This is a genomic window from Marinococcus halophilus, assembly GCF_900166605.1.
Taxonomy (GTDB): domain Bacteria; phylum Bacillota; class Bacilli; order Bacillales; family Marinococcaceae; genus Marinococcus; species Marinococcus halophilus.
This window is the reverse complement of sequence record NZ_FVZD01000003.1, coordinates 1-19,015: the sequence shown is the minus strand read 5'-3', so window position 1 is coordinate 19,015 and position 19,015 is coordinate 1. Positions and strand designations below refer to the sequence as shown.

Here is a 19,015-nt window from a genome sequence, read left to right as displayed (position 1 = left end):
ACTAAAAAACTTTTTTTCGTGCTCGCTCGTTTACATAAAATATTTTAGGCTCTCGTTAATAACTATTACACATAAAAGAATTAGTATTAGATAACGAAGTTCTAACTAAATAATTATTCTTGATTTCTAAATATCAAATAACAGTGTTTTAATTCATTAAAATAAAAGAAAACATAATATATTCATGAAACTGTTACGTTTATGTTTATGTATTTTTTATTTGAGAATTCATTTTATATTTGCCTAAAATAGAATTTAAGCAAGAACTAGTGACTTATTGAAGAATTACTAAGTTATATTGAATAAAAAAACATTTATTTAAACTATTACATAAACTGAAACGTATTTGTAATAGTTTGTATTGTGATAAGGAATATTTTAGATATATATTAAAGGAGAGATTCCGATAAGGGTCGTTATGCAAAAAAAGCGCAGTTAAACGTTTTTACTTGAACGTTGGCAAACCAGTAATAATAAAGGAATAGATGATTTGCTTTGTTTTATAGTAAAATAGTAGCAATATTTCTATTTTTTTATAAAAGGCATGTGATCCCTACTAGTCGTCTCTGTATCAGACGGTTACTCAAGAGTTTCAGCAGGGGTGGCGAATGGATTGTATGTGATGTGTGGGGGACAGCTATGTTAGATCAGCGGAATCTCTTTGATCATTCGCTCTATATAAAGGTAGACATGGATATCAAATTGACAGATCCGAGGAAACACTTCCAAATTAATATATAAGCTTGACCTTTCTCTATAGCACTTAAAAATAAGATGAACCAAGATACTTTGGTAAAGGGGAGGCGTATATGAGAAATGAAATAGAAGAATCTTGGAGGCGCTGCGAAAAACATGGCCTTGAAAAATCGAACGTTGAATTAAATAAACAGGTTAACTCTTTACATTTCGAAGAATTGAAAGAGAAAAATCAAGAGCTCTTAAACGTAGCGATGCCAGTGATTGAGGATTTACATGGCATTGTTCATGGCACGGGCTTTTTAACCTTGCTCACTACAGAAAATGGAGTCGTTTTGAATGTTATGAACGACTCCGAAACAGAGTGGTTTACGGATACCTACGAATTACGACCCGGGCGTATTTGGCGTGAGGAAGTAGTGGGTACTAGTGCCATCAGTTTGGTAGTGCATAATACCGGACCGTGCCAAGTGGTTGGCAAGGAGCATTACTGGCAGAAATTACATGGTATGACGTGCTCGGCAGCACCGGTAAAAAATGAAAATAATGACATTATTGGTGTAGTAAACGTGTCTGGACCAGTAGAAGAAGTGCATGATCATACACTTGGTATGGTTATGTCTGCCGCAAAAGCAATTGAGCGCCAAATTCAACTCAACCACACAACTTTTGAGATTAAAAAAAGCAATCAGACGTTAAATACCCTTTTGAACGTAGTAGAAGACGGGGTACTATTGATTGATAATTCAAAAACAATAATACAATCAAATGAAGCGGCTAAAGTTATATTACAAGCGAAAGAAGAGTTACTTGGGAAGTCTATTTTTGAGCTTCTTGAACACCCAAAACTTCAAGAAGCCACGGCTCAATCGCTCTCATTAAAAAATGAAGTAATGAAAGCTAAAACGAGCAATCGCTCGTGTGTGGTTCAAGTAAAGCCAACTAATGTAGCAAATGCGTCTTCTCCAATTGTAATTACTTTTCGGGAAGTACGTCATATTCGTCAGCTGGCCCGAAGTATCGAAGCGCCAGAAGCCTATATTTCCTTAGACGAACTCCGGGGGCGGAGTGAGTCCATGAAGCGAATGCGGAAGAAAGTAGAAAAGATCGCAGATTCAGATGCGACTACATTAATTATTGGGGAAACAGGGACGGGTAAAGAAATAGTAGCACAGAGTATTCATAATATTAGTGCTCGTAGAGAGGGCCCTTTTATTGTTATCAATTGTGCAGCCCTTCCACGAACGCTTCTTGAGAGTGAACTGTTCGGGTATGAAGGAGGAACTTTCACCGGAGGGCATAAAGAAGGAAAGCCAGGAAAGTTTGAAATTGCAAGCGGAGGAACTATATTTTTAGATGAAATAGGGGAGATGACACTCGATATGCAAGTGATTCTACTTCGAGTGTTGCAAGAACAGCGAATTACAAGACTTGGCGGTAATCAATCCATTCCTGTAGATATCCGAGTGTTATCCGCCACGAATAAACCGCTTAAACAAGCTGTTGCTTCTGGGGAGTTTAGAAAAGATTTGTACTACAGACTAAACCTTTTACGGGTGGAGCTTCCGCCATTGCGGGAGCGAAATGAAGATATCCCGGATATACTAGAATGGTTTATGTACAAACACACTTCCGGCATCGAAGAAGAAAAAACATTCTCACATAAAGCGATGAATTTTTTGCAACATTATCCGTGGCCCGGGAACGTACGTGAACTAGAAAACATTGTAAAAAGAAGCCTCATTATGAGCGAGGAACAACAAATAACCAAAGAAGAATTATTAGATATCATAGGGGAAGATTTGGAAGAGATTGAACAGACAGAAGCCGAAGAAATGGATTACCAGGAAAAAGCTTTTTGGGAAGCCTTTAATGAGGCAGGAGGAAACTTATCAAAAACTGCTGATATTTTGGGTAAAGGACGAGCGACGGTCTATCGCTGGTACAATAAATATTCCTCCCAATAATGTTTTATTTTGAGAAAATGTATCAAAATGAAACAATTTAGCAGCATAGCGTGTAAACAGAAGACTTGCAAAACAGGTGTTTAATACTTGGCATGGAAGTTGCATTAACTTTAATTGTATGCGCTTACAATTAAGGAGGGAAAAGAATGTCTAAAAAAGTATTAATTGTAACAGGTGATGCTGTTGAGGCGCTGGAAGTGTTTTATCCCTATTACCGCTGTCTAGAAGAAGAAATAGATGTACAAATTGCTGCTCCAAAAGTTAAAAAACTTAATACCGTTATTCATGATTTTGAAGATTGGGATACGTATACAGAAAAGCGGGGTTATGGTATCGAGGCCCAGGTTTCTTTCAATGAGGTGAATCCCTCAAATTATGATGCTTTAATTATTCCAGGGGGACGGGCTCCGGAACACATTCGGATGCATCAGCCTTTGCTTGATATTGTGAGCCATTTCTTTATAGAAGAGAAGCCGATTGCGATCATGTGCCATGGGAGTCTCGTGTTAACCCCTATCGCAGAAGTAGTGAAAGGCAGGAAAATGACCGCTTATCATGCATGCAAACCAGAAGTAGAAAGCATGGGTGTTCATTATGTTGATGAAGCGGATTATGTTGATGGGAATTTAATATCTGGACATGCATGGCCGGATCTTCCAGCTATTATGAGAGCGTTTATAAAACAGGTGAACCAATTGACAGTGAAGCCATAAAAATAAACCCTTGGGGAGGAATAAGCATGTACCGAACAAAAAACGGAGAAGATGTTTTTGTGATCGATGCGCATATTGCTTTATGGGACGCAAGTGATGAAAATCAACTAAATGAGCACGGCAGGGAATTTATCGACTGTTTTTTTGATTATCACCGTAATTTGACGCCGCCGGAATATCACTGGAATCGAGAAGATTTTTTGAAGTACAGCGACAAAACGTTAGTAAATGATGTGTTTAACCGGGGATATGCAGATATGGCTATATTTCAACCTGTCCCACTAACCGATTTTTACAAAGAACCGTTTGGCAGTTTAGAAAAAAATGAAAAGCTTTCAAGGCAATATCCCGGCCGCTTTATCGGAAATGGTAATTTCGATCCAAGAGATAAAGATAAAGGACTTGAAGTATTGGAAGAAGAAGCCAAGAAGTATAGCCTACAAGGAGTGAAGCTTTACACAGCGGAATGGAGAGGAGAGTCCAAAGGCTATAAATTATCGGACCCCTGGACAAGAAAATATCTTGAGAAATGTGAAGAACTTGGGATTAAGAATATTCACGTGCACAAAGGGCCTACAGTTACTCCGTTGAACCGGGATGCCTTTGATGTAGCAGATATTGATGATGCAGCCAGCGAGTTTCCGAATTTAAATTTTATCGTAGAACATGTGGGTCTCCCAAGACTGGAAGATTTCTGTTGGATTGCGACTCAAGAAAAAAATGTGTATGGAGGACTAGCAGTGGCAATGCCGTTTGTTTACGCACGACCAAGGTATTTTGCCCAAATTATTAGTGAACTACTCTTTTGGCTGGATGAAGACCGTATATTATTTGGAAGCGACTACGCTATCTGGGAACCAGGCTGGTTAGTTGAAAAATTTATGGATTTTGAACTTCCTCAGGATATTATCGATGAAACAGGAGCGAATTTAGATTTAAACGTAAAAAGAAAAATTTTAGGAGAAAATGCTGCAAGGTTATATGGAATCGATATTCCGTCCCGGCAAGAGCTTATTAAAAACAGCCCCACTGCTTCAAGAGGCGAGACCATTGTTTAAATTAAAAGAAGTATACGACCAGCTGGGTAATGTTCATGACCCGGAATTAGACCAGTCTCTCCCTTATTTGGGGTTTATTGAAAAAGCGGAAGTAAATGATAGCCAGGTGAATGTTGTTTTTCGGCTGCCGACCTATTGGTGTTCCCCCAATTTTGCTTATATTATGGGCGAAGACATTGTTGAAGAAGTACAAAAATTATCCTGGGTACAAACGGTAGAGGTTGAATTGGTGGACCATTCTGAAGCCGAAAAAGTCAGCGTTGGCGTTACAAACGGAAAAACTTTCGAGGAGGTCTTTCCTGATAAAACAGACGGCACGGGGTTGGGGGAAGTACGGGAGATATTTAAACGAAAGGCTTTTTATTCCAGACAGTATCAACTGATTCGACACTTGATAAAAAATAATTGGTCCAAAGAATCTATTTTGGCTATGAATTGGAACGTTCTTCATTTACTTTCCGCAGAAGACCAGCAGACTAAAGAATTAGCGCAGCGGTACTTTGATATTTGCCAGCATTTTCAATTGAATAAAGAAAAAGAAGAGTTAGTGCTGAGTGATCATGAAGGAAAACTCATACTGGAAGAAGAATTTGATAATTATCTGCTGCATGCACGAAAAGCCCGAATGACCATGGAATTTAACGGACACTATTGTAAGGGTTTACTTCAAACTAGATATGAGCATATGCCCCCTGCACAAACAATATAATTCAACAAGGAGTGAACGCTTTGAAAGCATGGAGACTAAAACAATTCAACCAACCATTAGAATACGAAGATATCGAAAAGCCGGCAGTGGCTGATCCAACAGATGTTATTATTAAAATCGGAGGTGCCGGTGTGTGCCGCACGGACCTCCATCTAATTGAAGGAATTTGGGACCGTGCGCTGGAAACTCCTCTTCCTTTCACCATTGGACATGAAAATGCCGGATGGGTGGATGAAATTGGCTCTGGCGTTACAGAGTTCAAGATAGGAGATCCAGTTATTGTCCATCCGGTTGCAAGTTGCGGAAAATGCCTCAGCTGTCGAGCGGGGGAAGATATGCATTGTGAGAATTTAGTATTTCCAGGTTTGTCTGCTGATGGAGGCTACGCTGAATATTTAAAAACATCGGAGCGGGCATTAATCAAACTGGAAAACGGGGTAGAGCCAAAAGACGTAGCCCCATTAGCAGATGCAGGTATCACCGCGTACAGAGCCGTGCAGAAAGCTGCGCCGTTCGCCAGACCGGGAACGGTAACTATATTGACCGGTATGGGAGGACTTGGCCACATTGCTGTGCAATTAATGAAGGAGTTTGGCAATGGGGAAGTTATAGCTTTAGACACAAACAGTGAACGATTGGATATGGCTATTGAGTATGGAGCGGATGAAAAAATTCTAGCTGATGGCAACCATCTTCAGCGAATAAATGAAATTACAAATGGAAAAGGGCCGGATGTAATTATCGATTTTGTTGGAGAAGATGATACGCACAAAGAAAGCATGGAGATGCTTAAAAAAGGCGGTCATTATTTTGTCGTTGGCTACGGAGGCGTTTTGCATGTCCCATCGCTTGATATTATCAACAACGAGTTCAATGTGATAGGAAGTTTAGTGGGCAACTATAATCAATTGTACGAGCTCATGCGCCTACATGCTAAAGGAAAGGTGCATCTCCATTCGACTACCTATCCCATGAGTGAAGCGAACGAAGTATTGCAAATGCTGGAGGAAGGAAAAATCAATGGAAGAACTGTGTTGGTACCTTAAATTTCCTGTATAGAGTAAGAGGTATTGATTTGGAATTAAAATCAGTACGCTGACGAATACTGTTGTCCAGACTTTAAGCTTCCAGTTGCTAGGAGGATAGCTGGGGAATTTATCTTTTTAAACCAAATGATGAAAGGTAGAAGTCAATCTCTTTGGCGATTGGCTTCTTTATTTATTATCAGCACTAGAAATCAATAAAAATGTTATTTTATAGTGGTTTTTGCTAATAATCGCTATTACGTTAATTCGATAATAATAACCTCACCAAAGCTCTAGAGAATTCTAGGAGCTTTTTTTCAATATGAAAGGATTTATTTAAGAAAAGTCGTATATAAAGAAATATAAGGAACCGTCGAAGCAAAAACCATCTCAACGGTTTGGATCGTCCATTTCCCAGGCATGCGACTCTAATGAAGAAGGTGAAAACATGGAAGAAGAGCTTTCGCTTTTTGATCAAGGAAGCAATGGTGGTTATGGTTCTCCTTTATTGATTGTAAGGGACGGTAAAGTATTGGATATCTCCTTAAATGCGCTATTCAATACGGAACGTTTTCAGGAGCTGTGGGCGATAAGCTTTGTGGCGTCACCGGCGTTTTTCTTTTCTACGGCTCAGCACTTTGAAAAGGTTAAATTGGTGTTGGGCATCGAAGACCAATACGTAGCCGAAGCGTTCCAGGATGGCCTCCAGGATTTACTGAACGTGGAAAAGCGGGTCGCGTTTTTTCAGGAGCTCCCGCCGCCCGTCCAGAAGCAGGTGGCAGAGGAGCGTTTTTCGATCCGGTATGCTTCTCCGGGCCGCACGGTTCATTCCAAAATCTATTTGATGCGGGGGAGTGGGGGGACCCGATGCATGATTGGTTCAGCGAATATGACCAAACGGGCCTTTGACAACCAGAAGCAATTCGAAGAACTCCTGGTGTTTGATGATTCGCCATTGTTTACGATCTACGCCCAGCGCTTTCAGGCCATCTACGAGCAGTCGAACGATGTGATTCCAGAATTCTTAAAAAAGAAAACCAGGGACCGGCAGACATGGGTGGCGGATGCGGATCTGTTCCAATCTCTGTTAGCTGATGATCTCTCCCGACACCGATTCCAGATTGCCTTAACCGAAGAAGAAATCGAAGCCATACACCACATTCCGAGGCAGATCGCCCAGCAGCAGACCGAAGCATTGACATTCAAGCAAAAGCTGGAAGTTTTAACAAAAAAGGATCGGAAAGCTGGCACTTATACCCTGCATCCCCCAAAAATGATCGATAAAAAGGCGGGAGCCTTAAAACAATTGATGGCCACGCAGCGAACCAAGGAGAGTCGGAACGATCCCCGGACGCTCCTGCAGTACGAAGACCAATCCGCGATGCTGTACACGCCCCAGTCGTTGTCCTCCGAAGAGCAAGAACCTCGGTGGAGGAAGTATTCCCAGCCCCTGACAACCATGGACGAGCTGCAGCACAGTTTAACCGTGATCGAAGCCTTTATTGATGCCTATGAGCTGTTTACCGTTCAGCAAGACGTCAAAAACCAATCACGGGTTTTTGAAATGATTTTATACAGCTTTACGTCCGTCTTTATATGGAAAATGCGGGACCACTACAGCCTTCAGGAAGGACGGAAAACCGTCCGGAGATACTTTCCGCCGTTTTTGATCGTGTCCGGACGGTCCATGGCTGGGAAGACGACGGCCATGGAATTTATCGATCATTTGCTGGGCGGTCTTTCCCCCTACAGCTCCTATGAAGACATTAAAGATACCCCGCTCCTCTGGGACGCCCTTCATGCCCCCAACGTGACGCCGTTGATGATCGATGAAATCGACACCAAATTTTTCAGCAGTACGGCCGCGCAAAAAGGGGAGCGCCTCATAAAATGGATTAGCAACGAACGCCGATACCATCATCCCGTCCTGATCGGAACCACCAATGCCTCGGGGTTTGATATTTCCCCGCAGACGTCGACGAGGATCTATTACTTGCAGCTGCGTAACGCGTTTCGCCCCCAGCAGATGGCCGCCTCGAGCCGATACCTTAATGAACTGATTCCGAACGTGACGCCCGCCTTGTTTCAGGACTTTACGTACCGCATGGCGCAGAAGATTACCAATGACGAGATGTTTTATGATCCCAGCGATTTTTTATCCGGCGCCCGGCAGATTTTCCGGGACTATTACGCCGAAGCAGAGAGGAACCTGCCGGTGTGGTTTCCCACCACCTTGTTTCGAGACTATGAAGAGCGGGGCATGTTTATCTGGCAACAACTGTATCTGAGCCACCGGTCGGCGTTTGATGTCCGGGAAGACCACACGGTGCTCGTGGATATCGACCAACTCGGGGCCAGAACCAACCGGGAGCGGGCCAACAAAATTCATTTTCTGCCGGTGGAGTGCATTATTGAGGACAGCCCGGTGCTCGTGCTGCATAAACAGCTGTTCTTTGCCTTTATTGATGTGGCAGAGACAAAAGGTTCTTTGTTCCAGCGAACGATGACCTCCTGGAAAAGAAAGAAATCGTCAAAATGACGGTCCCAGGAACCAGACAATCAATGTCTTGGAAGTGATAGCTTTGAAGACTAGCACGATCATGAGTTCGGCATCCTACCAAGGACCATTTATCGCGACTGTTGGTAATAACGTAGCATCGCGTCTGTTCGTCGTGCATCGATTTGAATGAGTCCGTGCATCCGTAGCTTAATCTTCGCTACTAAGGATGGAGGAAGATCAAGAAGAGAAGGAAGGGAAGAGGGATGGTGGTTAAAGGAATAAAAATAGTCCCCCGAACGCCAGCAGACGAACGAGGTCTCCGGCTGGGGCAGCATAATAGGAGCGAGGCCGTCCTCGCTCCTGTTTAATGGTGAAATCAATCCACCTGTTCTCCATGGTACTCAGTTGATCGAATTGGGTGGAAATTGTATGTAATGGATAGTCGCTTGGTTTTGGTCAAGCATACAAAAATCCCTTTGTTTCGTAAGCTAAAATATATATGCGATTCCCAAATGTAAAATTTATATTGGCTCATTTCTTCCATCGTGCCACAGTTATTTGGGACTATACTCCGATAAGGCCCGTTATGTGGATAAATGTACAAAAAATATTAGTGACTGCTTATGATTCAAAGAAGAAAGAATTAAATTGAAGGAAATTTGCATTTGCAATATTATGTTTTCTTCTTTTCTTTCGTTATTAACCATTCTCTCAGCTATTTTACAAGTCGTTTTGGGATACATAACGTGCAAGAAAGCCAAAGCGCTAAAGCTCTAATTATATTGTATGTTCCTGGTGCCCGAATTTCACATATGTGAAATTCGGGCACGTTTTTGTAAAAAGAAAGATATATTATTGACGCTATGTATACGGTTCCATTAATATAATCACAGTTCTTGCACAAAATAAAAACAAATGCACATATGTGCACAGGAGGTGAAGAGATGGCCTGGGATGAGGAACGTCGGTTGATCCGCGCAGCCAAACTGTATTATGAAGATGAGTTAAAGCAAAGCGAAATAGCCAAAATATTGGATGTGGATCGTACGACCGTTACAAGAATGCTTCAAAAAGCCAGACAGGAAGGGATTGTGCACATTACGATTCAGGGCAACCATACGGCTCAGGTGGAGTTGGAAGAATCTTTACGAAAGCTGTTTCAGTTAAAAGAAGTAATGGTCCTTCCGACAAGTTCTAGCCAGTCAACGGAAGAGCGTAAAAAAGACCTGGGAAAAGAAACGATGCTATGGCTGAACCAGAAGATTCAAGACGAAGACGTGGTAGGGTTCGCCTGGGGAAGTACATTAGGTAGTATCGTTGAAACTGGAGATCGTTTTAAAAGAAGACAGGCGGACATTGTGCCGGTAGTCGGAGGCCCCGGGAAAATGCCGACGGCCCAGCACGTAAATACGATCGTTTACAGCGCAGCAAGAATGTTTCAAGCACAGGCCCATTTTATCGATGCTGCAGCAATAGTGCCATCCATACAAACAAGAAGGGACTTATACGAGGCGAATTACTTTCAGGATATTTTACAGCTGTGGAGAAAATTAACGATTGCTGTGGTAGGCATCGGAAGCCCCATCAACTCGTCCAACCTGATCTTTTCAGGATTTCTCGGTAACGATGATTATCAGCAGTTGGAAAATGAAAACGCTATCGGAGATATTTGTTCCCGCTTTTATACCATTGATGGGGAAATTATTCGGGGAGAGATTGATCAACGAACAGTAGCCGTCGAGTTGGAACAACTAAAAGCCACGCCATGGGCTGTCGGTGTCGCGGAATCGGTCGAAAAAGCCGGTTCGATTCTAGGAGCTCTCCGAGGAGGGTTCATTAATACATTAATCACCAATGATGAAACGGCCGAAGCGGTATTGGAATTAGCAAAGGAGTAGTGAAAAATGATATTTCTATTATTAGCTGTGATCGGCGGGTGCTTCATTTTTCAAAGCTTTCTGGGATTTTGGCAGATCAAGAATTTTAACTACCATTACCGGGAGTTAAAATCAGAAGGAAAGGTCGCAATAGGAAGATCCAAAGGTATCGTACGAACAGGCGTTGTCCTATTGATTGCTGTCGATAACCAGGCCCGCATCAAAGAAGCTAAAAAAATGCAGGGATTAACGGTATTTGCCCGGTTCAGGGAAGCACCGGAGCTGCAACATGAAAACTTGATGGATATACCGGAAGAAAAAATAAATAACATGAACCGGTTCTACCGAAAAGCGGTATGGGATGCGCAGCATGTGTACCGGTTAGTGCAGGCAGGGCATGAAGTGCCGAAGTCAAGCTCACCAGCAGAGAAAATATTGTCCGTGTTTATGAGAAAAAAACAAAAGGGGGCAGCTAAATGGACTGGTTAGTAATAGCTGCAGAAGGTTTTATCGGTGTATTTGAACGAGGAGCCGAACAGTTTATGGATTTTGTTACCGATATTATTCCGCTGTTGATCATGCTGCTCGTAGCGATGAATGCGATTGTTCAATTTGTCGGCCAAAATCGGGTGGAAGGGCTGGCCCGCAAAGCTTCCGGAAACATTTTTTCAAGGTACTTACTATTGCCGCTGTTAGGGGGATTCTTTCTATTAAACCCGATGACTCTGTCTTTGGGACGGTTTTTACCGGAAGTATATAAGCCCGGCTATTACGCCTCAGCAAGTTATTCGGTTCACTCCATGAACGGTTTATTTCCTCACGTGAATCCGGCAGAGCTATTTGTCTTTCTGGGAGTGGCTGCTGGCATTGAAACGTTAGGGTATGAAACGACGGAACTTGCGTTAAGGTACTTCCTTGTCGGGATCGTCACCAATATGTTCCGTGGGTGGATTACCGATATGTGTGTACGTTACGTCGAAAAACAGCAGCATGTACGGTTGAAACGAACGCTGTCCAATGCAGAAGTCGAAGGAGGAACATCCAATGGCTGAAGAAAACCAATATAAAAGTGTCATTGTACGCAAAGGCCAGGGCGGGTTCGGTGGCCCGTTAACAATTACTCCAACTCCGGAAAAGAACAAAATTGTTAATATTACCGGCGGTCCTATTTCGGATGTGGCTCAAACGATTGCAGATACGACCGGGGCAGAGTTAGTGAATGGTTTTAAGACCTCTGTTCCTCAGGAAGAAACAGCTTGTGTGGTTATTGACTGTGGGGGCACGCTTCGTGCCGGCCTGTATCCAAAACAAGAAATCCCTACGATTAACGTCATGCCTACAGGGCCAAGCGGACCGTTGGCAGCTTACATCAAAGAAGACATTTACGTCTCTGGGGTCAAACCGGCCAACGTGGAATTGACGGATGGCACCGCTGCTCCGGCTCCATCCCAGGCCAAGGCTAAGGAAAAAAGTGAATCTGCGTCCAAATACGATTCATCCAAGAAAATCAGTGAACAATCCGGTCAGGGCCTTATGACCAAAATCGGTAATTTAATGGGTGGTATCGTCGGAACCCTTTACCAGGCCGGGCGGGATACCATTGATACTGTTGTTCGCACCATTCTTCCGTTTATGGCTTTTGTCGCGATGCTGATCGGTGTCATTTTGGAAACAGGGATTGGGGATCTGTTTGCTGATATTCTGTCTCCGCTTGCAGGAAATGTTGGGGGGTTGCTGTTACTGTCAGCCATCGTCTCCTTTCCTCTCCTGTCACCTTTTCTTGGACCGGGAGCTGTTATTGCCCAGGTGATTGGCAGTCTGATCGGAGTGGAAATTGGACGTGGCAATATTCCGCCCCAGTTCGCCCTTCCGGCTGTATTTGCGATTAATTCTCAGGCAGCGGCAGACTTTGTTCCTGTAGGACTCGGGCTTGCAGAAGCAGAACCAGAAACGGTGGAAGTCGGCGTGCCAGCCGTCTTGTATGGCCGGTTTCTTACAGGCGCTCCCACCGTGTTTATCGCCTGGCTGGCCAGCTTCGGATTGTATGAATCCTAAAAACGTTTGAAAGAAACAGCGAGTGAAACTGCTGAAATGATAGTGAAACAAGGGATACGAAATAGTAAACAGGAGGAGAGGATTTGTTATGAAAACCATCTATGAAACGACGGTCACTAAGCTTGGTCCGGAAGTGGAAGCATTCCTGGAAGAAAAAATTCTGGTGTTATTTAAAGGCAATGCTCCGGCAGAACTTGCGGAATATTGCGTTCTTCACGAGGAGAATGTGCTGCATGAAGATATTGAAGCGAAGGATGAGCTTCGACTGAAAGATAAAATCTTCACCATCACAAGCGTCGGCAGCGCTGTAACAAAGAATCTTTCGGAACTGGGCCATATCACTTTGAAATTTGATGGGAATACGGAACCGGATCTACCGGGTACGCTGTGCTTAGAGAACAAAGAAGTACCGACGTTCCAAGAGGGCGATAAAATTGAGATTGTGCGTAATTAAAGGAGGAGTATCTATATGACAGAGCAACGAAAAACAGCGATCGTCGCAGGCGGCGGGCAGAATTTAGGAGAACATATTTCCCACCGCCTGGCAGAAGAAAATTACAATGTGGTGGTCGCCGACCTTCAGGCAGACAACGCCAAAGAAGTAGCAACTGCGATACAAAACAGCTATGGCGTAGATGCTTTAGGGCTTCAGGTCGATGTGACAAATGAAGAAGAAGTAAAAGAAATGGTCAATCAAACGAACCAAGCGTTTGCGAGCATTGATTTGCTTGTATTTAACGCCGGTGTCGCTCGGAGCACCAAAATCACTAATTTTGAGCTGCAGGACTGGGAAGCTATGATGAAGGTGAACCTCACCGGTTACTTTCTGTGTGCCCGGGAAGTTTCGCATACGATGATTAAGCAGGGATCAGGAAGCATCATCCAGATCAACTCCAAATCAGGTAAAGTGGGAAGCAAGCACAACGCCGGCTATTCGTCGTCAAAATTCGGCGGGGTCGGCCTCACCCAGAGCCTCGCCTTGGATTTAGCAGAACACGGGGTGCGAGTCAATGCCATTATGCCGGGAAATTTACTGGATTCTCCAATGTTTCAAAGTCTCATTCCCTCCTATGCGAAAAAGCTGGGCATCGAGGAAGAGGAAGTGTTGGACGTGTACCGGGATAAAGTGCCGATGAAGCGCGGCTGCAGCTATGATGATGTGGCCAATGCTATTATTTTTTATGCATCTGAGAAAGCTTCGTATATGACCGGCCAGTCCATCAATGTCACTGGTGGTCAGGTAATGCATTAAAAAGTCTTAATGGTCATCGACTTTTCATATGTTCATAGAAAGGACGGTTTAGATGAAATATTATCTTGATACTGCAAACATTTCTGATATACAAAAAATATTAAACGTCTTTCCTATTGAAGGGGTCACTACAAATCCTAGTATTTTAGCTAACGAAAGTACATCTTTAAAACAATTAAAAGAAATTCAAAAAATAATCGGAACAGAAAAAGATTTATTTGTTCAAGTAATTGCTAAAACTTCAGAAGAAATGATCAATCAAGCGCATCAATTGTTAAATGAAATTGGTAATCAAATTGTTATCAAAATACCAGTTTCTCAGGAAGGCTTAAAAACGATAAAACATTTTCAGCATTCTAATATCCAAACGCTTGCAACAGCTATTTTTTCCAGTCAGCAGGGAATGTGGGCAGCGAAAGCAGGCGCTGATTATTTGGCCCCGTATGTTAATCGAATAGACAACATGTCTTCTGATGGAGTGGGCGTAGCTCAAGAACTTTTAAGAATAATAGATAATTATCAATTTGAGACAAAAGTGCTTGCAGCTAGTTTTAAAAATGTGAACCAAATCCAGAAGTTAAGTTTATCAGGATGTCATGGAGTAACAGTTTCTCCTAATTTACTCGAGGCTTCTTTTACTCATGAAGGAACTAGAAAGAGTCTTGATGAATTTGAGAACGACTGGGTAAATAAGTTTCAAACATTGAATTTCTAGCGGTACGAATGATTCAAAAAGTTAAATTTTAGATAATAACAAAATAGGCAAGAAAAGCATTTTATTTAAGGTTTCGAATTTAAAAACTACTTTATAAAATCTTGGTTAAAGATTTAAAAATTTTAAAGTCACTTTGTCAGCGATTTTTCAATCTGTATTGCCAATATCTTAAGCTAACTGAGGTTAAAGTACGATACTCATTTTATGAGCATTAACAAGCATCCCTGGCTTTATAAAGCTAGAGATGCTTGTTTTTTTGTTGAAGTGGTATTGATAATCGTCATTACGTAAAAGACGGGACCGTCAATAATTTTGTGTAAACGGCTCCTGTCCTTTTCCAGCCGTAAAGTTACCCCTGTGGTTGAAACATCTCTTCTAATTGGTGTTGGGCCTGGGCGAAGCCCAGGTGGCAGCGGGTGGAAAACTTTTGATTGTAGGCATCGAACCGGCTGACCAAAAACCGTTCGATGGACGCTTCATTCGGAAACTGTTCTTTGCGTTTAACGTATTTTTTCAGCTGCTTGTTGGACGATTCGATGAGATTGGTGGAATACAGGCTCCGCCAGATGGCGGACGGGAAATCATAAAAGGTGAGTAACGTGGGGTGCTCATCGAGCACCCGGCGGATCGATGGATACCGGGAGGACCACGCTGCGATAAACGTCTCGAGGGCCTGGGCCGCTTCCTCCCGGCTGTTGGCCCGGTACACGGTCTTGAAATCGGCACAGACCTCCGCACGGTCCTGCACACGGACTTTGCGGGCAAGGGTTCGGGAAACATGCACACAGCACGTCTGATGCCGGGCACTCGGATAGACGACGTGAATCGCATCGGTCATGCCTGCCAATCCATCAGACACGACCAGGAGTACTTCTTCGAGGCCGCGGACCTGAAGGTCCTCCAGGAGTTCCTGCCAGTTGCCCGCGGATTCGGTCGGAGCCAGCAGGTACGCCAGGACTTCTTTGGAGCCGTCTTCCTGGATCCCGACCGCGATATACACGGCTTCTTTGGCCACCGTGTCCCGTTTTAAGGCGATAAACGTAGCGTCCAGATAGATGCAGGCATAGCGTTTCGCCAATGGCCGGCATCGAAACGCCTCCACTTCGGCTTCCATCGTCTGGGTCATGTTGGAAATGGTCTGCGGCGTGTAGTGATGGCCGTACATGCGTTCCAGGAGATCGGCGATCTCCGCGGTGGTGACGCCCTTGTGGTACATATGCATCACAAACGCTTCCAGCGTGTCATTCGTCCGTTTGTACGGCGCGACCGTCTGTTGGTGAAAATCGCCGTTCCGGTCCCGGGGAATCGCCAGCGAAAGCTCCCCAAATTCGGTTTTCAGCGTGCGCTCGTACGTGCCGTTGCGGGAATTGCCGGAACCAATGCCGGCCGCATCGTACTTCTCGTAATCCAAAAAAGACGTTCATTCGGTTTGAAGCAGCTGATTGACGGCGTGTTCCAAATGAGATCGGAAGATCTCGTTGACATCCTGATGTTGGACTAGAGCGTGAGCAATATCTGTAGTAAAATTATTCATAGGGAAGTCCTCTTTTCTGTGAATGTGGTCGGCTAACTTCATTCTACTAGAAAAGGACTTCCTTTTTTCGTGTTCGCTCGTTTACACAAAATATTTTACGCTCTCTAAAAGACTAAGGGTTTTACGCAAAAATAAATTTAATGATTTAAAAAAATAAACGAATTAACTATATTGTTTCTCTAAACGATTTAAACGGAGCCAAGAAATTGCCAGTGTGATAAGCAAAACCAAACCTAGACAACCGATAACTGGATAAAATAGGCCAATTAAATCAGAGAAACCAATAAAACTAGCCATATAAGCTATTATAAGAGTGGTACCTAAGAAAAAAGCAAAATGTTTAGTGCCTATTTTCGTAAATCTAGTCGTGAAGGGTAGAAACATACTAATAGCAGTGTTAAAAATCATAGCGTATAGCACGAGGGCCATACAAATTCCAAGAATAGGGGAAATATTGTTTACCATTTCAAGAATAGGTAATGCCTGGCCATCCAGTACAGCCATCTGCGAAAAAATAGCTCCATTTCCTAAAATAATTATAAAACCCAGGCCCAGACCTCCAAGAAGGCCGCCCATTATTGCGTTTTTTTCATTCTTTTCTTCGCCTCCAATGACAAAAGCAATCGCGGCACCTACAGAAGTATTAAATGAAACGTGATTTATGAAAGAGATCCACCAGTTAGGCAAATTTGTCGGTTGTTCCTTTGCTATTTGATTTAACGATGCAAGTGAATCGGTAGTATTGAAAATACTATAGATAGCAATAAGTATGACAAAGATAAGTAAAAATGGTGTAATGCTTCCTATGATTACAATTATTTTATTGAGTTGAAGCACACCTATCACAAATATAAGCACGGTTATAAGAGTCGTCCCGAAAACAACTGGTAGATTAAATTGCTGACTTAAATTTGACCCAGCTCCCGCCAACATAACAACACCAACACCAAATAAAGTAAGAATAAGAACATAATCAATTACAGTTCCAACAAATTTCCCCCCTATTTGATAAACAGCTTCTTTATGTGAGCGAGTACGTAAACGACTACCAATACGAACTAAGGCCATACCTACAAACATATAAAGTATCGTAGCCAAAATTGATCCAAAGAGGCCAGGAATGCCAAAGCTAGTATAATATTGCACAATTTCCTGACCAGAGGCAAAACCTGCGCCTACAATAGCTCCTATGAAAGCGGTCGCTATTTTTAAAATGCTTTTAAAGTTCGAAATAGTAATTCCCCGTTTCAATTAGTCTCTTTAGCATAGGAGCCGTGTGGATAGTTCAATTCTTTTGCTACGGCTTCGTGAGTCACTTTACCGTCAGCTGTGTTTAATCCTTTTCCAAGAGCAGGGTTTTCATTTAATGCCTTATATACACCTTTATTAGCAATCTGAAGGGCATAAGGGATAGTAACGTTGGTCAAGGCGATCGTGGAGGTTCTTGGTACTGCGCCGGGCATATTTCCAACCGCATAGTGAACGACTCCTTCGACGTCATACGTAGGATTTTCGTGTGTCGTTACTTTGTCCGCTGTCTCAATGATGCCCCCTTGATCAATCGCAACATCCACCACGACCGAGCCTTGGCCCATCGTTTTGATCATGTCTCGGGTGACAAGCTTAGGCGCCCGTGCCCCGGGGATGAGGACGGCTCCGATCACTAAATCAGAAGTCTGGACTTCCTGGGCAATATTTAAGGGGTTACTACTTATGGTTTGAATTTGGCCTCCGAACGTTTCGTCAATTTCCCGAAGACGTGCTGGATTTAAGTCCACGATCGTCACATCAGCTCCTAAACCATGAGCAATTCTTGCAGCGTTGGTTCCGACTACGCCGCCGCCAATAACTGTCACCTTCGCTTTTTTCACGCCCGGTACGCCTGATAATAGAATACCTTTCCCGCCGTACACACTTTCCAAGAATTGAGCCCCCACCTGGGCAGCCATTCGCCCAGCTACTTCACTCATTGGCGTTAGTAAAGGCAGAGACCCGTTTTCCTGCACGGTCTCGTAGGCTATCGCCGTTACTTCATTCACCGTTAATGCTTCCACTAGGGCCGGTTCCGCAGCAAGATGCAGATACGTAAACAAAATAAGATTTTTACGGAAAAATTTGTACTCTTGTTCGATCGGCTCTTTGACCTTCATAACCATATCAGCCTGAGACCAAACCTGGCTTGCCTGCTGCATAATAGCAGCCCCTGCCTGTTCATAATCATAGTCCTTGAAGCCGCTTCCTTCGCCAGCATGGGCCTCGATAAACACCTCATGACCGCTCTTTCTTAGATTTAGGACTCCTGCCGGGGTTATAGCTACTCTTTTTTCTTGGTTTTTGATCTCTTTTGGGATACCAATAATCATTTGTGGCCTCCTAAACAAATAAGTACTGTAAGAAATAAATTTTTAATAAAGCATCGCTAATTTATATATGCTAAATTGGATTGATTATTTATTTTCATAAACTACTTTTCCATCTATAAAAGTCTTCTCTACTTTAGTATTTTTAATCTCTTCAATAGGAGTATCCAAAATAGCACGGTCTAAAATAATAAAATCTGCCTTTTTACCAGCTTCAATGCTTCCTTTAATATTCTCTTCAAAACTAGCATAAGCTCCATGAATCGTATAAAATTTTATGGCTTCTTGTAGAGAGATACTTTGTTCAGATCCTACTATTTTACCGGTTTTGGTTTTTCTTGTTATCGCAGAATAAATACCAACAAAAGGGTTAATAGTAGTGATGGGATTATCGGAGCCAAAAGCTACTTTGAGTCCTTTTTCAGCCAAATCTCTGGCAGGAAATATATATTCAGAACGTTCTCCATAATCTGTTAAGTATCCATCTCCAAATTCATATATAAACGCTGGATTTAACACAGGAACAACGTTCTCCTCTACCATTTTTGTTTGTA

17 protein-coding genes and 1 pseudogene are annotated in these 19,015 nt (G+C 43.0%); 13 read left to right on the top strand and 5 right to left on the bottom strand.

Going from position 1 to position 19,015, the window contains the following annotated elements; genetic code table 11:
* The first annotated feature begins 809 nt into the window (after positions 1-809).
* From B5066_RS00270 to B5066_RS00245, 6 genes are all read left to right on the top strand, one after another.
* A complete protein-coding gene (locus B5066_RS00270; RefSeq protein ID WP_079473967.1) occupies positions 810-2,663 on the top strand; it encodes a sigma-54-dependent Fis family transcriptional regulator in 1,854 nt (617 codons plus the stop codon).
* Positions 2,664-2,809: 146 nt separating this feature from the next.
* The gene (locus tag B5066_RS00265; RefSeq protein WP_079473966.1) at positions 2,810-3,376 is read left to right on the top strand and encodes a DJ-1/PfpI family protein; all 567 of its coding nucleotides are present in this window, start codon (positions 2,810-2,812) and stop codon (positions 3,374-3,376) included.
* Positions 3,377-3,402: 26 nt separating this feature from the next.
* Positions 3,403-4,434, top strand: a complete 1,032-nt coding sequence (locus B5066_RS00260) for an amidohydrolase family protein (RefSeq protein ID WP_079473965.1) — start codon at positions 3,403-3,405, stop codon at positions 4,432-4,434.
* Positions 4,427-5,143 (top strand): iron-sulfur cluster assembly protein, encoded by a 717-nt coding sequence (locus tag B5066_RS00255; protein WP_179123987.1) that lies wholly within the window; start codon positions 4,427-4,429, stop codon positions 5,141-5,143. Before B5066_RS00260 ends, B5066_RS00255 begins: the two co-directional genes overlap by 8 nt.
* 20 nt (positions 5,144-5,163) lie before the next feature.
* Positions 5,164-6,189, top strand: a complete 1,026-nt coding sequence (locus B5066_RS00250) for an NAD(P)-dependent alcohol dehydrogenase (protein ID WP_079473963.1) — start codon at positions 5,164-5,166, stop codon at positions 6,187-6,189.
* 427 nt (positions 6,190-6,616) lie between these two features.
* A complete protein-coding gene (locus B5066_RS00245; RefSeq protein WP_079473962.1) occupies positions 6,617-8,707 on the top strand; it encodes a phospholipase D family protein in 2,091 nt (696 codons plus the stop codon).
* A gap of 89 nt (positions 8,708-8,796) precedes the next feature.
* Here the strand turns inward: B5066_RS00245 and B5066_RS16525 are convergent, their stop codons facing one another.
* The gene (locus B5066_RS16525) at positions 8,797-9,048 is read right to left on the bottom strand and encodes a hypothetical protein (protein ID WP_143745360.1); all 252 of its coding nucleotides are present in this window, start codon (positions 9,046-9,048) and stop codon (positions 8,797-8,799) included.
* Between the two features lie 564 nt (positions 9,049-9,612).
* On the opposite strand from B5066_RS16525, the gene B5066_RS00240 reads away from it, so the two are divergent.
* From B5066_RS00240 to B5066_RS00210, 7 genes are all read left to right on the top strand, one after another.
* Positions 9,613-10,566 (top strand): sugar-binding transcriptional regulator, encoded by a 954-nt coding sequence (locus tag B5066_RS00240; protein ID WP_022795255.1) that lies wholly within the window; start codon positions 9,613-9,615, stop codon positions 10,564-10,566.
* A gap of 6 nt (positions 10,567-10,572) precedes the next feature.
* Positions 10,573-11,034 carry a transcriptional regulator GutM gene (locus B5066_RS00235; protein ID WP_022795254.1) on the top strand — a complete coding sequence of 154 codons (462 nt, stop codon included), beginning with the start codon at positions 10,573-10,575 and terminating at the stop codon, positions 11,032-11,034.
* Positions 11,022-11,597, top strand: coding sequence for a PTS glucitol/sorbitol transporter subunit IIC (srlA, locus tag B5066_RS00230; RefSeq protein WP_022795253.1), 576 nt, complete (start codon positions 11,022-11,024; stop codon positions 11,595-11,597). The genes B5066_RS00235 and srlA overlap by 13 nt, the downstream gene beginning before the upstream one ends.
* Positions 11,590-12,600: a PTS glucitol/sorbitol transporter subunit IIB gene (gene srlE / locus B5066_RS00225; RefSeq protein WP_022795252.1), complete on the top strand. Its 1,011-nt coding sequence runs from the start codon at positions 11,590-11,592 to the stop codon at positions 12,598-12,600. Before srlA ends, srlE begins: the two co-directional genes overlap by 8 nt.
* An 88-nt stretch (positions 12,601-12,688) precedes the next feature.
* The gene (locus B5066_RS00220; protein WP_022795251.1) at positions 12,689-13,054 is read left to right on the top strand and encodes a PTS glucitol/sorbitol transporter subunit IIA; all 366 of its coding nucleotides are present in this window, start codon (positions 12,689-12,691) and stop codon (positions 13,052-13,054) included.
* A gap of 15 nt (positions 13,055-13,069) precedes the next feature.
* Positions 13,070-13,852 (top strand): sorbitol-6-phosphate dehydrogenase, encoded by a 783-nt coding sequence (gene srlD / locus B5066_RS00215; RefSeq protein WP_022795250.1) that lies wholly within the window; start codon positions 13,070-13,072, stop codon positions 13,850-13,852.
* Positions 13,853-13,904: 52 nt separating this feature from the next.
* The gene (locus B5066_RS00210; protein ID WP_079473960.1) at positions 13,905-14,567 is read left to right on the top strand and encodes a fructose-6-phosphate aldolase; all 663 of its coding nucleotides are present in this window, start codon (positions 13,905-13,907) and stop codon (positions 14,565-14,567) included.
* 349 nt (positions 14,568-14,916) lie between these two features.
* On the opposite strand, the pseudogene B5066_RS00205 reads toward B5066_RS00210, so the two are convergent.
* From B5066_RS00205 to B5066_RS00190, 4 genes and pseudogenes are all read right to left on the bottom strand, one after another.
* Positions 14,917-16,101 (bottom strand): annotated as a pseudogene (locus B5066_RS00205) (IS256 family transposase).
* Between the two features lie 162 nt (positions 16,102-16,263).
* The gene (locus tag B5066_RS00200) at positions 16,264-17,352 is read right to left on the bottom strand and encodes a YkvI family membrane protein (RefSeq protein ID WP_244897309.1); all 1,089 of its coding nucleotides are present in this window, start codon (positions 17,350-17,352) and stop codon (positions 16,264-16,266) included.
* Entirely contained in the window at positions 17,349-18,464 is a 1,116-nt protein-coding gene (ald, locus tag B5066_RS00195; RefSeq protein ID WP_079473959.1) for an alanine dehydrogenase, read from the bottom strand. Before ald ends, B5066_RS00200 begins: the two co-directional genes overlap by 4 nt.
* Positions 18,465-18,548: 84 nt before the next feature.
* Positions 18,549-19,015 (bottom strand): amidohydrolase family protein (locus B5066_RS00190; RefSeq protein ID WP_143745359.1); only part of this gene is annotated, 467 nt, incomplete at its 5' end.

Bases quoted from the DNA above. Each gene is read 5' to 3' on its own strand.
- B5066_RS00270 (WP_079473967.1), top strand. From the start codon at position 810: ATGAGAAATGAAATAGAAGAATCTTGGAGGCGCTGCGAAAAACATGGC.
- B5066_RS00265 (WP_079473966.1), top strand. From the start codon at position 2,810: ATGTCTAAAAAAGTATTAATTGTAACAGGTGATGCTGTTGAGGCGCTG.
- B5066_RS00260 (WP_079473965.1), top strand. From the start codon at position 3,403: ATGTACCGAACAAAAAACGGAGAAGATGTTTTTGTGATCGATGCGCAT.
- B5066_RS00245 (WP_079473962.1), top strand. From the start codon at position 6,617: ATGGAAGAAGAGCTTTCGCTTTTTGATCAAGGAAGCAATGGTGGTTAT.
- B5066_RS00240 (WP_022795255.1), top strand. From the start codon at position 9,613: ATGGCCTGGGATGAGGAACGTCGGTTGATCCGCGCAGCCAAACTGTAT.
- B5066_RS00235 (WP_022795254.1), top strand. From the start codon at position 10,573: ATGATATTTCTATTATTAGCTGTGATCGGCGGGTGCTTCATTTTTCAA.
- srlA (WP_022795253.1), top strand. From the start codon at position 11,022: ATGGACTGGTTAGTAATAGCTGCAGAAGGTTTTATCGGTGTATTTGAA.
- srlE (WP_022795252.1), top strand. From the start codon at position 11,590: ATGGCTGAAGAAAACCAATATAAAAGTGTCATTGTACGCAAAGGCCAG.
- B5066_RS00220 (WP_022795251.1), top strand. From the start codon at position 12,689: ATGAAAACCATCTATGAAACGACGGTCACTAAGCTTGGTCCGGAAGTG.
- srlD (WP_022795250.1), top strand. From the start codon at position 13,070: ATGACAGAGCAACGAAAAACAGCGATCGTCGCAGGCGGCGGGCAGAAT.
- B5066_RS00210 (WP_079473960.1), top strand. From the start codon at position 13,905: ATGAAATATTATCTTGATACTGCAAACATTTCTGATATACAAAAAATA.
- ald (WP_079473959.1), bottom strand. From the start codon at position 18,464: ATGATTATTGGTATCCCAAAAGAGATCAAAAACCAAGAAAAAAGAGTA.